The organism is Peribacillus sp. SIMBA_075, assembly GCF_046534585.1.
Genome location: NZ_JAWRYN010000029.1, coordinates 17,909 through 35,477 on the forward strand (window position 1 = coordinate 17,909; position 17,569 = coordinate 35,477).

25 protein-coding genes are annotated in these 17,569 nt (G+C 41.0%); all 25 read right to left on the bottom strand.

Annotated features, from left to right (window positions below):
- Nucleotides 1-13: 13 nt before the first annotated feature.
- Nucleotides 14-514 (bottom strand): 30S ribosomal protein S5, encoded by a 501-nt coding sequence (gene rpsE / locus SB775_RS18630; protein ID WP_034304987.1) that lies wholly within the window; start codon nt 512-514, stop codon nt 14-16.
- Nucleotides 515-536: 22 nt separating this feature from the next.
- The gene (gene rplR, locus SB775_RS18635; protein WP_061440390.1) at nt 537-899 is read right to left on the bottom strand and encodes a 50S ribosomal protein L18; all 363 of its coding nucleotides are present in this window, start codon (nt 897-899) and stop codon (nt 537-539) included.
- Between the two features lie 32 nt (nt 900-931).
- Entirely contained in the window at nt 932-1,468 is a 537-nt protein-coding gene (rplF, locus tag SB775_RS18640) for a 50S ribosomal protein L6 (protein ID WP_061440389.1), read from the bottom strand.
- A gap of 30 nt (nt 1,469-1,498) precedes the next feature.
- Nucleotides 1,499-1,897 carry a 30S ribosomal protein S8 gene (gene rpsH, locus SB775_RS18645; RefSeq protein WP_061440388.1) on the bottom strand — a complete coding sequence of 133 codons (399 nt, stop codon included), beginning with the start codon at nt 1,895-1,897 and terminating at the stop codon, nt 1,499-1,501.
- Nucleotides 1,898-1,927: 30 nt separating this feature from the next.
- Nucleotides 1,928-2,113 (bottom strand): type Z 30S ribosomal protein S14, encoded by a 186-nt coding sequence (locus SB775_RS18650; RefSeq protein WP_034304998.1) that lies wholly within the window; start codon nt 2,111-2,113, stop codon nt 1,928-1,930.
- Nucleotides 2,114-2,138: 25 nt separating this feature from the next.
- A complete protein-coding gene (gene rplE / locus SB775_RS18655) occupies nt 2,139-2,678 on the bottom strand; it encodes a 50S ribosomal protein L5 (RefSeq protein ID WP_048677889.1) in 540 nt (179 codons plus the stop codon).
- A gap of 29 nt (nt 2,679-2,707) precedes the next feature.
- Nucleotides 2,708-3,019 (bottom strand): 50S ribosomal protein L24, encoded by a 312-nt coding sequence (rplX, locus tag SB775_RS18660; protein WP_061440387.1) that lies wholly within the window; start codon nt 3,017-3,019, stop codon nt 2,708-2,710.
- Nucleotides 3,020-3,062: 43 nt separating this feature from the next.
- Nucleotides 3,063-3,431 (bottom strand): 50S ribosomal protein L14, encoded by a 369-nt coding sequence (gene rplN / locus SB775_RS18665; protein ID WP_061440386.1) that lies wholly within the window; start codon nt 3,429-3,431, stop codon nt 3,063-3,065.
- A 41-nt stretch (nt 3,432-3,472) separates the two neighbouring features.
- Nucleotides 3,473-3,736, bottom strand: a complete 264-nt coding sequence (gene rpsQ / locus SB775_RS18670; protein WP_034305007.1) for a 30S ribosomal protein S17 — start codon at nt 3,734-3,736, stop codon at nt 3,473-3,475.
- A gap of 18 nt (nt 3,737-3,754) precedes the next feature.
- Complete coding sequence (gene rpmC / locus SB775_RS18675) at nt 3,755-3,958, bottom strand: 50S ribosomal protein L29 (RefSeq protein ID WP_034305010.1); 204 nt, start codon at nt 3,956-3,958, stop codon at nt 3,755-3,757.
- Nucleotides 3,948-4,382 (bottom strand): 50S ribosomal protein L16, encoded by a 435-nt coding sequence (rplP, locus tag SB775_RS18680; RefSeq protein WP_053349061.1) that lies wholly within the window; start codon nt 4,380-4,382, stop codon nt 3,948-3,950. Before rplP ends, rpmC begins: the two co-directional genes overlap by 11 nt.
- Nucleotide 4,383: 1 nt before the next feature.
- The gene (gene rpsC / locus SB775_RS18685; protein WP_061440385.1) at nt 4,384-5,040 is read right to left on the bottom strand and encodes a 30S ribosomal protein S3; all 657 of its coding nucleotides are present in this window, start codon (nt 5,038-5,040) and stop codon (nt 4,384-4,386) included.
- A 3-nt stretch (nt 5,041-5,043) separates the two neighbouring features.
- Nucleotides 5,044-5,385, bottom strand: coding sequence for a 50S ribosomal protein L22 (gene rplV, locus SB775_RS18690; RefSeq protein WP_061440384.1), 342 nt, complete (start codon nt 5,383-5,385; stop codon nt 5,044-5,046).
- Between the two features lie 17 nt (nt 5,386-5,402).
- The gene (gene rpsS, locus SB775_RS18695) at nt 5,403-5,681 is read right to left on the bottom strand and encodes a 30S ribosomal protein S19 (RefSeq protein WP_034305018.1); all 279 of its coding nucleotides are present in this window, start codon (nt 5,679-5,681) and stop codon (nt 5,403-5,405) included.
- A 60-nt stretch (nt 5,682-5,741) separates the two neighbouring features.
- Complete coding sequence (rplB, locus tag SB775_RS18700; protein WP_061440383.1) at nt 5,742-6,572, bottom strand: 50S ribosomal protein L2; 831 nt, start codon at nt 6,570-6,572, stop codon at nt 5,742-5,744.
- A 26-nt stretch (nt 6,573-6,598) separates the two neighbouring features.
- Nucleotides 6,599-6,883, bottom strand: a complete 285-nt coding sequence (gene rplW / locus SB775_RS18705) for a 50S ribosomal protein L23 (RefSeq protein ID WP_034305023.1) — start codon at nt 6,881-6,883, stop codon at nt 6,599-6,601.
- The gene (gene rplD, locus SB775_RS18710; RefSeq protein WP_061141104.1) at nt 6,883-7,506 is read right to left on the bottom strand and encodes a 50S ribosomal protein L4; all 624 of its coding nucleotides are present in this window, start codon (nt 7,504-7,506) and stop codon (nt 6,883-6,885) included. The genes rplW and rplD overlap by 1 nt, the downstream gene beginning before the upstream one ends.
- Before the next feature lie 25 nt (nt 7,507-7,531).
- Nucleotides 7,532-8,161 (bottom strand): 50S ribosomal protein L3, encoded by a 630-nt coding sequence (gene rplC, locus SB775_RS18715; protein WP_061440382.1) that lies wholly within the window; start codon nt 8,159-8,161, stop codon nt 7,532-7,534.
- Between the two features lie 40 nt (nt 8,162-8,201).
- A complete protein-coding gene (gene rpsJ, locus SB775_RS18720) occupies nt 8,202-8,510 on the bottom strand; it encodes a 30S ribosomal protein S10 (RefSeq protein ID WP_019244375.1) in 309 nt (102 codons plus the stop codon).
- 419 nt (nt 8,511-8,929) lie between these two features.
- On the bottom strand, nt 8,930-10,117 hold the full coding sequence (gene tuf / locus SB775_RS18725; RefSeq protein ID WP_061440381.1) for an elongation factor Tu: 1,188 nt from the start codon (nt 10,115-10,117) through the stop codon (nt 8,930-8,932).
- A 120-nt stretch (nt 10,118-10,237) separates the two neighbouring features.
- Nucleotides 10,238-12,316 carry an elongation factor G gene (gene fusA, locus SB775_RS18730; RefSeq protein ID WP_061440380.1) on the bottom strand — a complete coding sequence of 693 codons (2,079 nt, stop codon included), beginning with the start codon at nt 12,314-12,316 and terminating at the stop codon, nt 10,238-10,240.
- A 44-nt stretch (nt 12,317-12,360) separates the two neighbouring features.
- Entirely contained in the window at nt 12,361-12,831 is a 471-nt protein-coding gene (rpsG, locus tag SB775_RS18735; protein WP_048677878.1) for a 30S ribosomal protein S7, read from the bottom strand.
- Nucleotides 12,832-12,872: 41 nt separating this feature from the next.
- The gene (rpsL, locus tag SB775_RS18740) at nt 12,873-13,295 is read right to left on the bottom strand and encodes a 30S ribosomal protein S12 (protein ID WP_061440379.1); all 423 of its coding nucleotides are present in this window, start codon (nt 13,293-13,295) and stop codon (nt 12,873-12,875) included.
- Between the two features lie 104 nt (nt 13,296-13,399).
- Nucleotides 13,400-13,648, bottom strand: coding sequence for a 50S ribosomal protein L7ae-like protein (locus tag SB775_RS18745; RefSeq protein ID WP_034305040.1), 249 nt, complete (start codon nt 13,646-13,648; stop codon nt 13,400-13,402).
- A 286-nt stretch (nt 13,649-13,934) separates the two neighbouring features.
- Nucleotides 13,935-17,534, bottom strand: coding sequence for a DNA-directed RNA polymerase subunit beta' (gene rpoC, locus SB775_RS18750; protein WP_061440378.1), 3,600 nt, complete (start codon nt 17,532-17,534; stop codon nt 13,935-13,937).
- Between the last annotated feature and the right edge of the window lie 35 nt (nt 17,535-17,569).

Below are 17,569 nucleotides of genomic sequence, written 5' to 3' on the forward strand. Positions count from 1 at the left end.
TCGATTTCCCTCCTTATCCTAACAGTTCTTGTACTGATTTTCCACGTAACTTAGCTACGTCTTCAGCACGTTTCAATTGCTTCAATCCTTCAATTGTTGCGCGAACCATATTAATAGGTGTATTAGTACCTAGTGATTTAGACAAGATATCGCTAACTCCGCCTAATTCTAGTACCGCACGAACAGGACCACCAGCAATTACTCCTGTACCTTCAGAAGCTGGTTTCAATAGAATGTGACCTGCGCCATAGCGACCGTTCACAAGGTGAGGAATTGTAGTTCCAACCATTGGTACAGTAATTAGATTTTTCTTAGCGTCCTCAATAGCTTTACGGATAGCATCCGGAACTTCTTGAGCTTTACCAGTACCAAATCCAACATGACCATTTTTATCACCAACAACAACTAGTGCAGTGAAACGGAAACGACGTCCGCCTTTAACAACTTTAGCTACACGATTTACTGTAACTACGCGTTCTTCAAGTTCTAATTTATTAGGATCAATGCTACGCATCTGTTATGTCCCTCCTTATCCATTAAAATTCTAAGCCGTTTTCACGAGCAGCGTCAGCCAATGCTTTAACACGACCATGGAAGAGGTAACCACCGCGGTCAAATACCACAGCTTTGAAACCTTTTTCAACAGCACGTTTCGCAATAAGTTCGCCAACTTTTTGAGCTGCTTCAGCATTGCTACTAGCTTCGATACTGATCTCTTTATCAAGAGTTGAAGCACTTGCTAATGTTACGCCTTGTGCATCGTCAATTAATTGTGCGTAAATGTGTTTGTTTGAACGAAACACATTTAAACGAGGACGAGCTTCTGTTCCAGAAAGCTTAGCACGTACACGCGCATGTCTTTTCTGACGAGTAGCATTTTTATCAAGCTTCGTAATCATTTACGTCACTCCTTTCGTTTACTTATGCGGCATTACTTACCAGTTTTACCTTCTTTACGACGAACGAATTCGCCTTCGTAACGGATCCCTTTACCTTTATACGGTTCAGGTGGGCGAACATCACGGATATTAGCTGCTAGAGCTCCTACACGTTCTTTGTTTGCACCTTTGATGATTACTTTTGTATTAGAAGGAACTTCGACTTCAACGCCAGCTTCTGGTTCTATTTCTACAGGGTGAGAATATCCTACGTTAAGGATAAGCTTAGTACCTTGCTTTTGTGCACGGTACCCAACCCCAATAAGTTCAAGTGATTTTACAAAACCTGTTGATACACCTTCAACCATGTTAGAGATAAGTGCGCGAGTAGTTCCGTGTAAAGAACGGTGAGCCTTCTCGTCAGACGGACGTGTAACAGTTAACACGTTCTCTTCAACAACGATTGTAAGGTCAGGACTGAATGATCTAGTTAATTCACCTTTAGGACCTTTAACAGTTACTTCACTTCCGTTAACAGTAACCGTTACGCCTGTAGGGATTTCAATAGGTTTTTTACCTATACGAGACATATTGTGCACCTCCATTCTTGTGAAAATGTATTACCAAACGTATGCTAAAACTTCTCCGCCAGCTTGTTTAGAGCGAGCTTCCTTGTCTGTTAAAACTCCGTGAGAAGTAGAAACAATTGCGATACCTAAACCGTTTAGAACGCGTGGTACCTCTCCAGTTTTTGCATATACACGCAAACCAGGTTTGCTGATACGTTTTAGACCAGTGATAACACGTTCGTTGTTTGCACCGTATTTTAAGAAGATACGGATGATACCTTGTTTGTTGTCTTCGATTAATTCAAAGTCACGTACGAAGCCTTCACGCTTTAAGATCTCAGCAATTTCCTTTTTGATCTTTGAAGCAGGAACTTCTAGTTTTTCGTGACGAACCATATTCGCATTACGGATGCGAGTAAGCATATCTGCAATAGGATCTGTCATGACCATTATATTTTACCTCCTTCCCAAACTCGGGTTTTACCAGCTAGCTTTTTTAACGCCAGGAATTTGTCCTTTATATGCAAGTTCGCGGAAACAAATACGACAAAGTTTAAATTTACGTAATACAGAATGTGGACGTCCGCAACGTTCGCAACGTGTATATTCTTGTACTTTAAACTTCTGTTCGCGTTTTTGCTTTACGATCATAGACTTTTTAGCCACGATTTCGCCTCCCTTTATTTAGAGATTACTTTTGGAACGGCATTCCAACTTGAGTAAGTAGTTCACGAGCTTCTTCGTCAGTGTTGGCAGTCGTTACGATAACGATATCCATACCACGAACTTTGCTCACTTTATCGTAATCAATCTCAGGGAAGATAAGTTGTTCTTTAACACCTAATGTATAGTTCCCACGTCCGTCAAAGGATTTCTTTGAAACGCCGCGGAAATCACGTACACGTGGTAAAGATACAGATACTAGCTTATCAAGGAATTGATACATACGTTCTCCACGTAATGTAACCTTCGCTCCGATAGGCATACCTTCACGCAAACGGAAGCCTGCGATTGATTTTTTAGCTTTTGTTATAACTGGTTTTTGACCAGTGATCAATGTAAGTTCTTCAACAGCTGTATCTAAAGCTTTTGAGTTAGATACTGCGTCACCCACACCCATGTTAATAACGATTTTCTCAATGTTTGGTACTTGCATTACTGATTGATAGTTGAATTTACCCATCAATGACGGTGTAATTTCACTTTTGAATTTTTCTTTAAGGCGGCTCATTGCTTAGTGTACCTCCCTTCATTTATGACTTATTTATCTAAAGATTCACCTGATATTTTAGCTACGCGTACTTTTTTACCATTTTCGATCTTATATCCAACACGAGTCGGTTTACCTGATTTAGGATCAAGTGGCATTACATTGGATACGTGAATAGCAGCTTCTCTGCTGATAATTCCACCTTGTGGATTAATTTGAGATGGCTTGGAATGCTTTTTCACGATGTTAATTCCTTCAACAAGCACACGATTTTGTTTCGGATATGCTTCAAGAATTGTTCCTTGTTTGCCTTTGTCCTTACCAGAGATGACTACGACTTTGTCACCTTTTTTAACATGCATTAGCTTGGCACCTCCTTGAAAGGCTTTATACAAATTTTACATATTATAGAACTTCTGGAGCTAGAGAAACGATCTTCATGAAACTATTGTCACGTAATTCACGAGCAACAGGTCCAAAAATACGAGTTCCACGTGGGCTCTTATCGTCACGGATAATTACACATGCGTTTTCATCAAAACGAATGTAAGAACCGTCAGGACGACGCATACCACGTTTTGTACGGACAACAACAGCCTTAACGACTTCACCTTTTTTAACAACGCCTCCTGGTGTTGCCTGTTTAACTGTACAAACGATGACATCACCAATGTTTGCAGTTTTACGGCCAGAACCACCTAGGACTTTAATTGTTAGCACTTCACGAGCACCTGAATTGTCAGCGACTTTTAAACGAGATTCTTGTTGAATCATGTACGGTACCTCCCTTCGGAATTAGCTTAATCCGAACTATATTAAATGATTACTGCTTTTTCTACTACTTCTACAAGACGGAAGCGCTTTGTAGCTGAAAGTGGACGAGTTTCCATGATACGTACTACGTCGCCTGCTTTAGCTTCGTTTAGCTCGTCATGAGCTTTTAACTTTTTAGAGTATTTCACGCGTTTACCGTATAAAGAATGCTTTTTATAGGTTTCTACAACAACTGTTACTGTTTTATCCATTTTATCGGATACTACGCGGCCAGTGTAGATTTTGCGTTGGTTGCGTTCGCTCATTCTGCAAACCTCCATTCATTATCGATTAGTGACACCGATCTCTCTTTGACGAACAACTGTTTTCATACGAGCAATCGATTTGCGAACTTCACGGATGCGAGCTGTATTTTCAAGTTGTCCAGTAGCTAACTGGAAACGAAGATTAAATAGTTCTTCTTTAAGAGATTTTAGTTTTTGTTCAATTTCAGCAGTGGTTAGATCTTTGATTTCATTAGCTTTCATTTGTTTCACCACCAATTTCCTCTCTTTTTACAAACTTGCATTTGATTGGAAGTTTGTGTGCTGCAAGGCGCAATGCTTCTCTTGCCACCTCTTCAGATACACCAGAGATTTCAAACAATACTTTGCCCGGTTTAACTACTGCTACCCAACCTTCAGGAGCACCTTTACCGGAACCCATCCGTACTTCAAGCGGCTTAGCTGTGTAAGGTTTGCTTGGGAAAATTTTGATCCAAACTTTTCCTCCACGTTTCATATAACGAGTCATCGCAATACGAGCTGCTTCGATTTGGCGGTTAGTGATCCAGGAAGCTTCTTGAGCTTGAAGTCCAAATTCTCCAAAATGAACTTCAGTGCCGCCCTTAGCCATCCCTCTCATCTTACCGCGGTGTTCACGACGGTATTTTACGCGTTTTGGCAATAACATATTATTTTCCTCCTTCCTCAGATTTCTTCTTAGTAGGAAGAACTTCTCCACGGTAGATCCAAACTTTCACGCCTAGCTTACCGTAAGTAGTATCTGCTTCAGCATGAGCATAATCTATGTCAGCACGAAGTGTGTGAAGTGGAACTGTTCCTTCGCTGTAATGTTCAGCACGAGCAATATCAGCACCGCCAAGACGACCAGAAACTTGAGTTTTGATTCCTTGTGCGCCAGAACGCATAGTACGTTGGATAGCTTGCTTTTGAGCACGACGGAATGAAACACGGTTTTCTAATTGACGAGCGATGTTTTCAGCAACCAATTTTGCGTCAAGATCTGCTCTTTTAATTTCAATGATATTGATATGAACTCTTTTGCCAGTTAACTGGTTCAAAGCTTTACGAAGTGCTTCAACTTCAGTACCGCCCTTACCGATAACCATTCCTGGTTTAGCAGTGTGAACAGATACATTGATACGGTTAGCTGCACGTTCGATTTCAACTTTGGATACAGAAGCATCATTTAAACGTTTCGCGATATACTCACGAACTTTAATGTCTTCATGCAAAAGAACTGCGTAGTCTTTATCAGCGTACCATTTGGATTCCCAATCACGGATGATCCCGATACGCAAACCGACTGGATTTACCTTTTGACCCACAGATTACCCCTCCTTCTTTTCTGATACAACGATTGTAATATGACTAGTACGTTTGTTTATTGCACTCGCACGACCTTGAGCGCGAGGACGGAAACGTTTTAATGTTGGTCCTTCGTTAACGTATGCCTCTGAAACGACTAGGTTATTAATATCCATTTCGTAGTTGTGTTCTGCATTTGCGATAGCAGATTTCAGAATTTTTTCTACGACTGGAGAAGCAGATTTTGGTGTTAAGCGAAGAATCGCCACTGCTTCACCTACTTGTTTTCCTCGAATTAAATCTGCGACTAAACGCACTTTACGAGGAGCAATACGAACTGTTCTAGCGACAGCTTTTGCTTGCATGAGATGCCCTCCTCTCATTAACGTCTTGTTTTCTTGTCATCACTTGCGTGACCTTTATAAGTGCGTGTAGGCGCGAATTCGCCTAGTTTGTGACCTACCATATCTTCTGTTACATAAACCGGCACATGCTTACGACCGTCATAAACAGCGATTGTATGTCCGATGAATTGCGGGAAGATTGTTGAGCGACGAGACCAAGTTTTTACTACCTGTTTCTTGTCAGCTTCATTTAATTTTTCAACTTTTACCAATAAATGATCATCAACAAAAGGCCCTTTTTTTAAGCTACGACCCATGCGAGTACCTCCCTTCGTGACTGTTCTACGGTTCTATATATGAACCGTAGGTCAATCCCGTTATTTTTTACGACGACGTACGATAAATTTATCGGATTTATTTTTCTTCTTACGAGTTTTGAATCCAAGAGTTGGTTTACCCCATGGAGACATTGGTGATTTACGTCCGATTGGAGCTTTACCTTCACCACCACCGTGTGGGTGATCGTTCGGGTTCATTACTGATCCACGAACTGTTGGGCGTTTACCTAACCAACGGTTACGGCCAGCTTTACCAATGTTGATAAGTTCATGTTGTTCATTACCAACTTGACCGATTGTAGCACGGCAAGTAGCAAGAATCATACGAACCTCACCTGAGTTTAAACGTACAAGTACATAACGACCTTCTTTACCAAGTACTTGAGCAGATGTTCCTGCTGAACGGACTAATTGTCCACCTTTTCCTGGTTTAAGTTCGATGTTATGAATTACTGTACCAACTGGGATGTTAATAAGAGGAAGTGCGTTACCCACTTTAATGTCAGCTTCTGGACCTGACATGATTTCCAAACCTACTTCTAGGTTTTTTGGAGCTAGGATATAACGTTTTTCTCCATCAACGTAATTAATTAATGCAATGTTTGCAGAACGATTTGGATCGTACTCAATAGTAGCAACGCGTCCTGGTATACCATCTTTATTCCGTTTGAAATCGATGATACGGTATTGACGCTTGTGGCCGCCACCTTGATGACGAACTGTTAACTTACCTTGGTTATTACGGCCGCCTTTGCTGTGTAAAGGAGCAAGTAATGATTTTTCCGGTTTGTCTGTAGTGATCTCAGCAAAATCGGAAGTTGTCATATTACGTCGACCGTTAGAGGTAGGTTTATACTTCTTAATCGCCATTTGTATTTCCCTCCTTCTCTAATGAATTAAGCCTCGAATAGCTCGATTTCTTTGCTGTCAGCAGTTAATTTAACAATTGCTTTACGGCGCTTGTTAGTATAGCCTGCGTGTTTGCCCATACGTTTGAATTTACCTTTGTAGTTCATGATGTTTACTTTCTCAACTTTAACGCCGAAAATTTCTTGAACAGCATCTTTAACTTGAGTTTTGTTAGCTCTAACATCAACTTCAAAAGTATATTTTTTTTCAGCCATTATGTCTGAAGAGCGTTCAGTGATTACGGGGCGCTTAATGATATCGCGTGCATCCATTATGCAAGCACCTCCTCTACTTTTTCGACAGCTGATTTAGTCAAGATCAATTTGTTGTGTGATACAACATCAAGAACATTAAGACCAACAGCTTCAACTACAGTAACACCAGGGATGTTACGTGCAGAAAGAGCAACTTTCTCATCTAATCCGTCAGTAACGATCAACGTTTTAGTATCAACAGAAAGGTTTTTAAGTACTGCTACAAATTCTTTTGTTTTTGGAGCTTCGAAAGACAAGCTTTCAAGTACCAAAATGTTCTCTTCCAATGCCTTTGCAGACAATGCAGATTTAATAGCTAAACGACGTACCTTTTTAGGTAGCTTGTAAGCGTAAGATCTTGGAGTTGGTCCAAAAACAACGCCACCGCCACGCCATTGTGGAGAACGGATAGAACCTTGACGCGCACGTCCAGTTCCTTTTTGTTTCCAAGGTTTACGTCCACCGCCTGCAACTTCAGAACGGTTTTTAACTTTATGAGTTCCTTGACGTAAGGAAGCTCGTTGCATAATGATTGCTTCAAATAATACATGATTATTAGGTTCGATACCAAAGATGGATTCATTCAGTTCGATGTCGCCAACTTGAGAACCTGTTTGGTTGAACAATGTAACTTTTGGCATTCTATTGCTCCTCCTTTCTCAGAAATTACTTTGCTTTAACAGCAGTTTTAACTTTGATCAATGCTTTTCTAGCACCAGGTACATTACCTTTGATCAATAGTAGGTTACGTTCAACATCAACTTTAACGATAGCTAAGTTTTGAACAGTAATTTGTTCCCCACCCATACGTCCTGGTAATAGTTTACCTTTGAATACGCGGTTTGGAGCTACAGGACCCATTGAACCTGGGCGACGGTGGTAACGAGAACCATGAGTCATCGGTCCGCGAGATTGTCCGTGACGTTTGATAGCGCCTTGGAAACCTTTACCTTTTGAAATTCCTGATACATCTACTAAATCGCCTTCTGCGAAAATACTAACATTGACTTCTTGACCGATCTCATATTCAGTAAGATCCGTTCCGCGGAATTCGCGAATGAAGCGCTTAGGAGTAGTATTTGCTTTTTCAACATGTCCCTTTTCAGGTTTGTTAGAAAGCTTTTCACGTTTGTTTTCAAAACCAACTTGAACTGCTTCATACCCATCAGTTTCAACAGTTTTCTTTTGAAGAACCACGTTATTAGCAGCCTCGATAACTGTTACCGGGATAAGTTCGCCGTTTTCAGCAAAAACTTGAGTCATACCGATTTTTCTTCCTAAGATTCCTTTGGTCATAAGTCACACCTCCTAGAGTAATTGTTCATATTTATATGAATTATAATTTGATTTCAATGTCAACGCCTGATGGTAAATCTAAACGCATCAATGAGTCAACTGTTTGTGGAGTTGGATTAACGATGTCGATTAGACGTTTATGCGTACGCATTTCGAATTGTTCACGAGAATCTTTGTATTTATGAACCGCACGTAGGATCGTGTATACCGATCTTTCAGTAGGTAATGGAATTGGACCAGATACAGCCGCACCAGAACGTTTTGCAGTTTCAACAATTTTCTCAGCAGACTGATCAAGAATTCTGTGATCATATGCTTTTAAACGGATACGAATTTTTTGTTTTGCCATAATTTTCCCTCCTTTTCGCCTATTTTGAAATAGACCTTCTCAATGGAAATTTCCCACACACTCGCCATGGCAAAGCGGCCGGGTGTGTCAGCAACCTTCCATATCATCGCAGTCAAAGACCAACATTGTCTATTATACATAAAGCACAAGTAGAATGCAAGTTAAACTTAGACTTTCTTGTGCAACACACTTTTATTATTATACATACTATCACAAGTATTTACAAGTACATTCTACACGGTCTTTCATATCCATTTTCTTCATTTGGTAAATCCACAACATTTTCTTTGGAATGCACTCAATTTCCAACGGATATTATAGAAGAAAAAATATAAAGTCCTTTAAAATAAAAAAAAGCAGATGGCGTCCCATCTGCTTTTCCCGGAAGGCGTCCCTTCCAATATTGTTTTATGAATCAATTACTCTGTGATTGTAGCAACTACGCCAGCGCCTACAGTACGTCCACCCTCACGGATAGAGAATTTAGTACCTTCTTCGATAGCGATTGGAGCGATAAGTTCTACAGTCATTTCGATGTTGTCTCCAGGCATAACCATTTCTACGCCTTCAGGAAGGTTACAAATACCAGTTACGTCAGTTGTACGGAAGTAGAACTGAGGACGGTAGTTTGTGAAGAATGGAGTGTGACGTCCACCTTCTTCTTTAGAAAGAACATAAACTTCAGCTTTGAACTTTGTGTGTGGAGTGATTGTACCTGGTTTAGCAAGTACTTGTCCACGTTGGATATCTTCACGGGATACACCACGAAGAAGTGCACCGATGTTGTCACCAGCTTCAGCATAGTCAAGAAGTTTACGGAACATTTCAACACCTGTTACAGTTGTTGGTTTAGACTCTTCGTTGAAACCGATGATGTCAACAACGTCACCGACTTTAACTTGTCCACGCTCAACACGACCAGTAGCAACTGTACCACGACCAGTGATAGAGAATACATCCTCAACTGGCATCATGAAAGGTTTTTCAGTGTCACGAGTTGGTTCTGGGATATACTCATCAACAGCTGTCATTAATTCATGAATTTTTTCTTCCCATTCAGCTTCTCCTTGAAGAGCTTTTAGTGCAGATCCTTTGATAACTGGAATGTCATCGCCAGGGAATTCGTATTCAGATAGTAGATCACGGATTTCCATTTCTACTAATTCAAGAAGTTCTTCGTCATCAACCATGTCGCATTTGTTCATGAATACCACTAGGAATGGTACACCTACTTGACGAGAAAGAAGGATGTGCTCACGAGTTTGTGGCATTGGGCCATCAGCAGCAGATACTACTAGGATTCCGCCATCCATTTGTGCAGCACCAGTGATCATGTTTTTAACATAGTCAGCATGTCCTGGGCAGTCAACGTGTGCATAGTGACGAGTAGCTGTTTCGTACTCAACGTGTGCAGTAGAGATTGTGATACCACGTTCTCTTTCTTCTGGAGCACCATCGATTTGGTCATAAGCGCGAGCTTCTGCTCCACCAGTTTTAGCAAGTACAGTTGTGATTGCAGCAGTTAGAGTTGTTTTACCATGGTCAACGTGACCAATTGTTCCAACGTTAACGTGCGGTTTTGAACGATCAAATTTAGCTTTTCCCATTAGGAATTCCTCCTTAAAATTATAAATAAAAGATTAAGTATATAGGGCTGTGAAAGAAGACTAATTCTTCCATCACAGCTTACATAAGATAGTTATACTTTAATAAGAGATGAAAATCAATTATTCACCTTTATTTTTTTTGATGATTTCTTCAGAAATGCTCTTAGGTACTTCTTCATAATGATCGAAGTGCATAGAGAATGTTCCGCGTCCTTGTGTGTTAGAACGTAGAGACGTAGCATATCCGAACATTTCAGATAGTGGAACCATCGCTTTAACCATTTGCGTGTTACCGCGAGCTTCCATACCTTCTACACGACCACGGCGGGATGTAATATCTCCCATGATGTCGCCTAGATAATCTTCAGGAATAACTACTTCTACTTTCATGATTGGCTCAAGGATAACCGGTTTACATTTAGAAGCAGCATTTTTAAGTGCCATTGATGCAGCAATTTTAAATGCCATTTCGTTGGAGTCAACGTCATGGTAAGAACCGTCAAATAATTTTGCTTTGATGTCGACTAGCGGGTAACCAGCAAGTACACCACGGTCAAGTGAATCAACTAATCCAGCTTGTACAGCAGGGATATATTCACGTGGTACTACACCACCGACGATAGCATTTTCAAATTCGAATCCTTTACCTTCTTCGTTTGGACCAAATTCGATCCATACGTGTCCGAATTGTCCACGACCACCTGATTGGCGAACGAATTTACCTTCAACCTTAGCTGAACCACGGAAAGTTTCACGGTATGCTACCTGAGGAGCACCAACGTTTGCTTCCACTTTAAATTCACGACGCATACGGTCAACAAGGATGTCCAAGTGAAGTTCACCCATACCAGCGATAATCGTTTGACCAGTTTCTTGGTCAGTATGCGCACGGAATGTTGGATCTTCATCTTGTAGCTTTTGTAAAGCTTGGCCCATTTTGTCTTGGTCTGCTTTGGATTTTGGTTCAACTGAAAGTGAAATAACTGGCTCTGGGAATACCATAGACTCAAGAATTACTTGGTTCTTGTCGTCACATAGAGTATCACCAGTTGTAGTATCTTTCAATCCTACAGCTGCAGCAATATCTCCTGCGTATACAGTTGATATTTCTTCACGGCTGTTTGCGTGCATTTGAAGGATACGTCCAATACGTTCACGTTTACCTTTAGTTGAGTTGATTACATAAGAACCTGATTCTAATGTACCTGAGTACACACGGAAGAATGTAAGTTTACCAACGTAAGGATCCGTCATTACTTTAAACGCTAAAGCTGAGAACGGTTCAGAATCATCTGAGTGGCGTTCTACTTCGTCTTCTGTATCAGGAAGAGTACCTTTAATAGCTGGTACATCTAACGGAGATGGAAGGAAGTCGATAACGTTATCAAGCATTAATTGAACACCTTTGTTTTTGAAAGCTGATCCACAGATAACTGGGAAGAATTCAACGTTAACGGTTGCTGTACGAATAGCTGCTTTTAATTCAGCAATGCTGATTTCTTCGCCGCCAAGGTATTTTTCCATTAAGTCTTCATTAACTTCTGCTACTGCTTCAATTAACTTTTCACGGTATTCTTCAGCTAATTCCCGATGTTCTTCAGGAATTTCACCAACAGTGATATCAGTTCCTAGATCATTGGCATAGAAATGAGCTTTCATTTCAATAAGGTCAATGATTGCAGAGAATTGATCTTCAGCACCGATTGGTAACTGAACTGGATGAGCATTAGCTTGTAGACGATCGTGGATTGTTCCAACTGAGTAAAGGAAATCCGCACCGATTTTGTCCATTTTATTTACGAATACGACACGCGGTACACCATAAGTTGTAGCTTGGCGCCAAACAGTTTCAGTTTGAGGCTCAACACCTGATTGGGCATCAAGTACAGCTACAGCTCCATCAAGTACACGCAATGAACGTTCAACTTCAACTGTGAAGTCTACGTGTCCTGGTGTATCGATGATGTTTACACGGTGACCTTTCCACTGTGCAGTTGTTGCAGCGGATGTGATCGTGATTCCGCGTTCTTGTTCCTGTTCCATCCAGTCCATTTGTGAAGCACCTTCGTGTGTTTCACCAATTTTATGGATTTTACCAGTATAGTATAGAACACGTTCTGTTGTTGTCGTTTTACCAGCATCGATGTGAGCCATGATACCGATATTACGAGTGTTTGCTAAGGAGAACTCTCTTGCCATTTGTCTTTCTCCTTCCTTCTATAAGGATTTTATAGTGTTTGATCTTACCAGCGATAATGAGCGAATGCTTTGTTAGCTTCAGCCATTTTGTGTGTATCTTCACGTTTCTTAACTGCTGCTCCAGTATTGTTAGCAGCATCCATGATTTCATAAGCTAAACGCTCTTCCATCGTTTTTTCTCCACGAAGGCGAGAGTAGTTTACTAACCAACGAAGTCCTAGAGTCGATTTACGGTCTGGACGCACCTCAACTGGTACTTGGTAGTTAGCTCCACCCACACGGCGTGCTTTTACTTCTAATACAGGCATGATGTTTTTAAGTGCTTGATCGAAAACTTCGATCGGCTCATTGCCAGTACGTTCTTTGATTAAATCAAATGCAGAGTAAAGAATTTTTTGTGATTTACCTCTTTGTCCATCAACCATTAATTTGTTGATTAAGCGAGTCACAAGTTTTGAATTATAAATCGGATCTGGTAATACATCTCTTTTCGTTACAGGTCCTTTACGAGGCATTATATTTCCTCCTTTCAAGAAAGTTTAATTTTTGTTTGAGATTATTTTTTTGCTGCTTTCGGACGCTTAGTACCGTATTTAGAACGGCCTTGCATACGATTGTTAACTCCAGCAGTATCAAGAGCACCACGTACGATATGATAACGTACCCCTGGTAAATCTTTTACACGACCGCCACGGATAAGAACCACGCTGTGTTCTTGTAGGTTGTGACCGATACCTGGGATATAAGCTGTTACCTCGATACCGTTTGTTAAACGTACACGCGCATATTTACGTAACGCGGAGTTTGGTTTTTTCGGTGTCATAGTACCCACACGAGTGCAAACACCACGTTTTTGCGGAGATGATACGTTAGTTTGTGCTTTTTTAAAGCTGTTGTAGCCTTTGTTAAGTGCTGGAGATTTTGATTTAACCTCTTTAGACTCGCGTCCTTTACGCACTAATTGATTAATAGTAGGCATTACATTTTTCCTCCCTTCACGTTTTCATTTCTAGTACCACACATCCAGGTGGTTCATAAATGGGTAAAAACAAAGTCTTTGCAAATATAATTGCAAAAACATTTTTACTTTTTAATGGCAACAGTTGCTGCTCCGACATCAATACCACATGCTTTGCCAAGCATTCTCATCGAATCAACATATGTGATAGGAACATCCAATTCTTTAGCGGTCTCAACGACACGCCCAGTCAAGTATATATCTGCATCATCAGCGATGATAACTTCTTGAATTAAATTGTTTTTAAGAGCTCTAACTGCTTGTTTCGTCCCTATAATCACTGACTTTGCCTGTATTACTTTTTCATAAGACATGGTCCATATCCTCCAAAGTTACAGGGTAACATAGGAGCACCTTTGCTATAGTATCATTAATAGTCGGATACTGTCAACTTCTTTCAAAAAATAATTCTAGCAAAAGGTTTTCCTTACATAATTCCATTACTATTTTCACTATGTCTAAAGTGAATATATTGGTCCTCATACGGCTTCAGTCAGCCATGAGTAATAAGAGAGACCAGCTCAATAAATTCTGAGCCTTCAGCTCCAAGAATCCAGGAGTTCGGTTTTCAGTTTACTTATCGAGCTGGTCCTTTTTCTTTTAGTCCACTGTTACTGTATCGGCACTTTCATCACTTACAACGACCGGGTTTGCTTTTCTGTATCGAAGCATTCCTGTTCCTGCAGGGACTAGTTTACCGATGATGACATTCTCTTTAAGTCCTAGCAATTCATCACGTTTTCCTTTTATTGCTGCATCAGTCAAGACTCTAGTTGTTTCTTGGAATGAAGCGGCGGACAAGAAGGAATCCGTTTCTAGTGATGCTTTTGTGATACCTAGTAGTACAGGGCGTCCTGTAGCTGGTAATTTGTTAGTCAGCAATGCATCAGTGTTTGCTGTAGTAAACTGGTTAACATCCAATAATGTTCCTGGAAGCACTTCAGTTTCACCTGCATCAAGTACACGGACTTTACGCATCATTTGTCTAACCATTACCTCGATGTGTTTATCACCGATTTCAACCCCTTGCATCCGGTATACTTTTTGAACTTCATGAAGCAGGTATTCCTGCACAGTAAGTACATCTGTAACCTTCAGCAACTCTTTCGGATCGATAGAACCCTCTGTTAGCTCTTCACCGCGACGGACAGGAGTATCAACAGTTACTCTTAAGCGCGCTGTGTACGGTGCAGTATATGTGCGTGATTCAACTGCTCCTTGAACAACGATTTCCTGTTGTTTATCCCGAATTTCGTTAATCGAAACGACCGTTCCTTCGATTTCGGAAATGACAGCTTGACCTTTAGGGTTTCTCGCTTCAAATATTTCTTGGATACGAGGAAGACCTTGAGTGATATCGTCTCCAGCAACCCCACCAGTATGGAATGTACGCATCGTTAACTGTGTACCAGGTTCACCGATTGATTGAGCGGCAATAATACCGACTGCTTCGCCCACTTCAACTTCTTGACCGGTAGCCAGGTTGCGTCCATAACATTTTTTACATACACCATGGCTGGTGTTACATGTAAAGGCAGAACGGATCCACGCTGTTTCAATTCCAAGTGATTCAATATAGTTCGCAAGATCTTCAGTAATAAGGTCGTTTTCAGCCACGATTACTTCATTTGTTTCCGGATGTCTGATCGCTTTTCTTGCATAACGGCCAATTAGGCGCTCTTCAAGATGCTCAATTATTTCAGTACCCTCTCTCAAGGCTGAAATTTTCAAGCCGCGGTCCGTTCCACAATCGTCATCACGGATGATGACATCTTGGGCAACGTCAACAAGTCGACGAGTAAGGTAACCGGAATCGGCTGTTTTAAGTGCTGTATCGGCAAGACCTTTACGCGCACCATGTGTGGAGATGAAATACTCCAACACTGTTAAACCTTCACGGAAACTTGATTTGATCGGTAATTCAATGATACGTCCAGCCGGGTTGGCCATCAAACCACGCATACCAGCAAGCTGCGTAAAGTTAGAAGCATTACCACGGGCACCGGAGTCACTCATCATGAAGATCGGGTTGCGTCGGTCCAATGAGTCCATAAGTTTGGACTGGATGGTATCCTTGGCAGCACTCCAAATTGAGATAACACGATCATAACGCTCATCTTCTGTGATTAGACCACGTCTGAATTGTTTTAAGACGTTATCCACTTTTGTTTGAGCCTCAGAGATGATTTCTTGTTTTTCTTTTAAAACGACAATATCAGCCACACCAACGGTAATACCAGCTTTTGTCGAATATTTGAATCCAAGATCTTTCATCCGGTCAAGCATTTTGGATGTCTCAGTAATTTTAAACCGTTTAAAGACCTCCGCAATGATGTTTCCAAGAATTTTTTTCTTGAATGGATCAATAGCAGGCTGAGCCTTAATCAATTCAGGGATATTAGCGCCCTTTTCCACAAAATATTTCTCTGGAGTTTTCGTTTCCAGATTGTATCGTGTTGGTTCGTTAATATACGGGAATGATTTTGGTAAAATTTCATTGAAGATCAATTTACCGACAGTGGTAATTAGAAGTTGGCTGTTTTGCTCTTCAGTGAATGTTTCATTATTTAGTGAAGATGCATGTACGGCACAACGGGAATGCAAGTGTACATATCCGTTTTGGTATGCGAGTAATGCTTCACTTGTATCTTTAAAGATCATACCCTCACCGATAGCGCCTTCTCTTTCCAAAGTTAAGTAATAGTTACCTAATACCATATCTTGAGAAGGTGTAACGACAGGTTTACCATCTTTAGGGTTCAAAATGTTCTGTGCTGCAAGCATAAGCATACGTGCTTCGGCTTGGGCTTCAGAAGACAAAGGAACGTGTACCGCCATTTGGTCACCGTCAAAGTCAGCGTTGTAAGCTGTACACACGAGCGGATGCAAACGAATTGCGCGACCTTCAACCAACGTTGGTTCAAAAGCTTGGATACCAAGTCTATGAAGAGTCGGTGCACGGTTCAATAGTACTGGATGTTCTCTAATTACTTCTTCTAGCACATCCCAAATTTCAGGAGATAAACGTTCAATTTTACGTTTAGCAGATTTGATGTTATGCGCTAAACCTCTTTGAACAAGCTCCTTCATAACGAATGGTTTGAATAATTCAATCGCCATTTCTTTCGGAAGACCGCATTGGTACATCTTTAAGTTTGGTCCGACTACGATAACGGAACGACCAGAATAATCAACACGTTTACCAAGAAGGTTTTGACGGAAACGACCTTGTTTACCTTTTAACATGTGAGATAAAGATTTTAACGGACGGTTACCAGGTCCAGTTACCGGACGGCCGCGACGGCCATTATCGATAAGAGCATCGACAGCTTCTTGCAGCATACGCTTCTCGTTTTGAACGATAATGCTTGGCGCTCCAAGGTCAAGTAATCTTTTCAACCGATTATTACGGTTGATAACACGGCGATATAAATCATTTAAATCAGATGTGGCAAAACGTCCACCATCAAGTTGAACCATAGGACGAAGTTCCGGTGGAATGACCGGAAGCACGTCGAGGATCATCCATGATGGCTCATTTCCGGAGTTACGGAATGCTTCAAGAACTTCCAAGCGTTTGATTGCACGGGTTCTGCGTTGTCCTTGAGCTGTTTTAAGCTCCTCTTTCAACGACTCTACTTCCTTTTCCGTATCAATATCTTGTAAAAGTTTTTTAATAGCTTCCGCACCCATGGCAGCTTGGAACTTCTTACCGTATTTTTCACGGTATGTACGATATTCCTTTTCAGAAAGAAGCTGTTTCTTTTCTAAAGTTGTATCGCCTGTTTCAGTTACTACGTAAGATGCAAAGTAAATAACTTCTTCCAATGCCCGTGGAGACATGTCAAGAACAAGTCCCATACGGCTAGGGATTCCTTTAAAATACCATATGTGTGAAACCGGAGCTGCCAGCTCAATATGACCCATACGCTCACGACGTACCTTAGCACGAGTGACTTCAACGCCACAACGGTCACAGACTACACCTTTATAACGAACACGTTTATATTTTCCACAATGACATTCCCAGTCCTTTTGAGGACCAAAAATTCTCTCACAGAATAAACCGTCTTTTTCTGGCTTTAACGTACGATAGTTGATTGTTTCTGGTTTTTTAACTTCTCCATGGGACCAAGAACGAATCTTGTCTGGTGAAGCAAGACCAATTTTCATATACTCAAAATTATTAACGTCTAACAAGGGGCCTACCTCCCTTTTAATCTCCAGGTTTAACC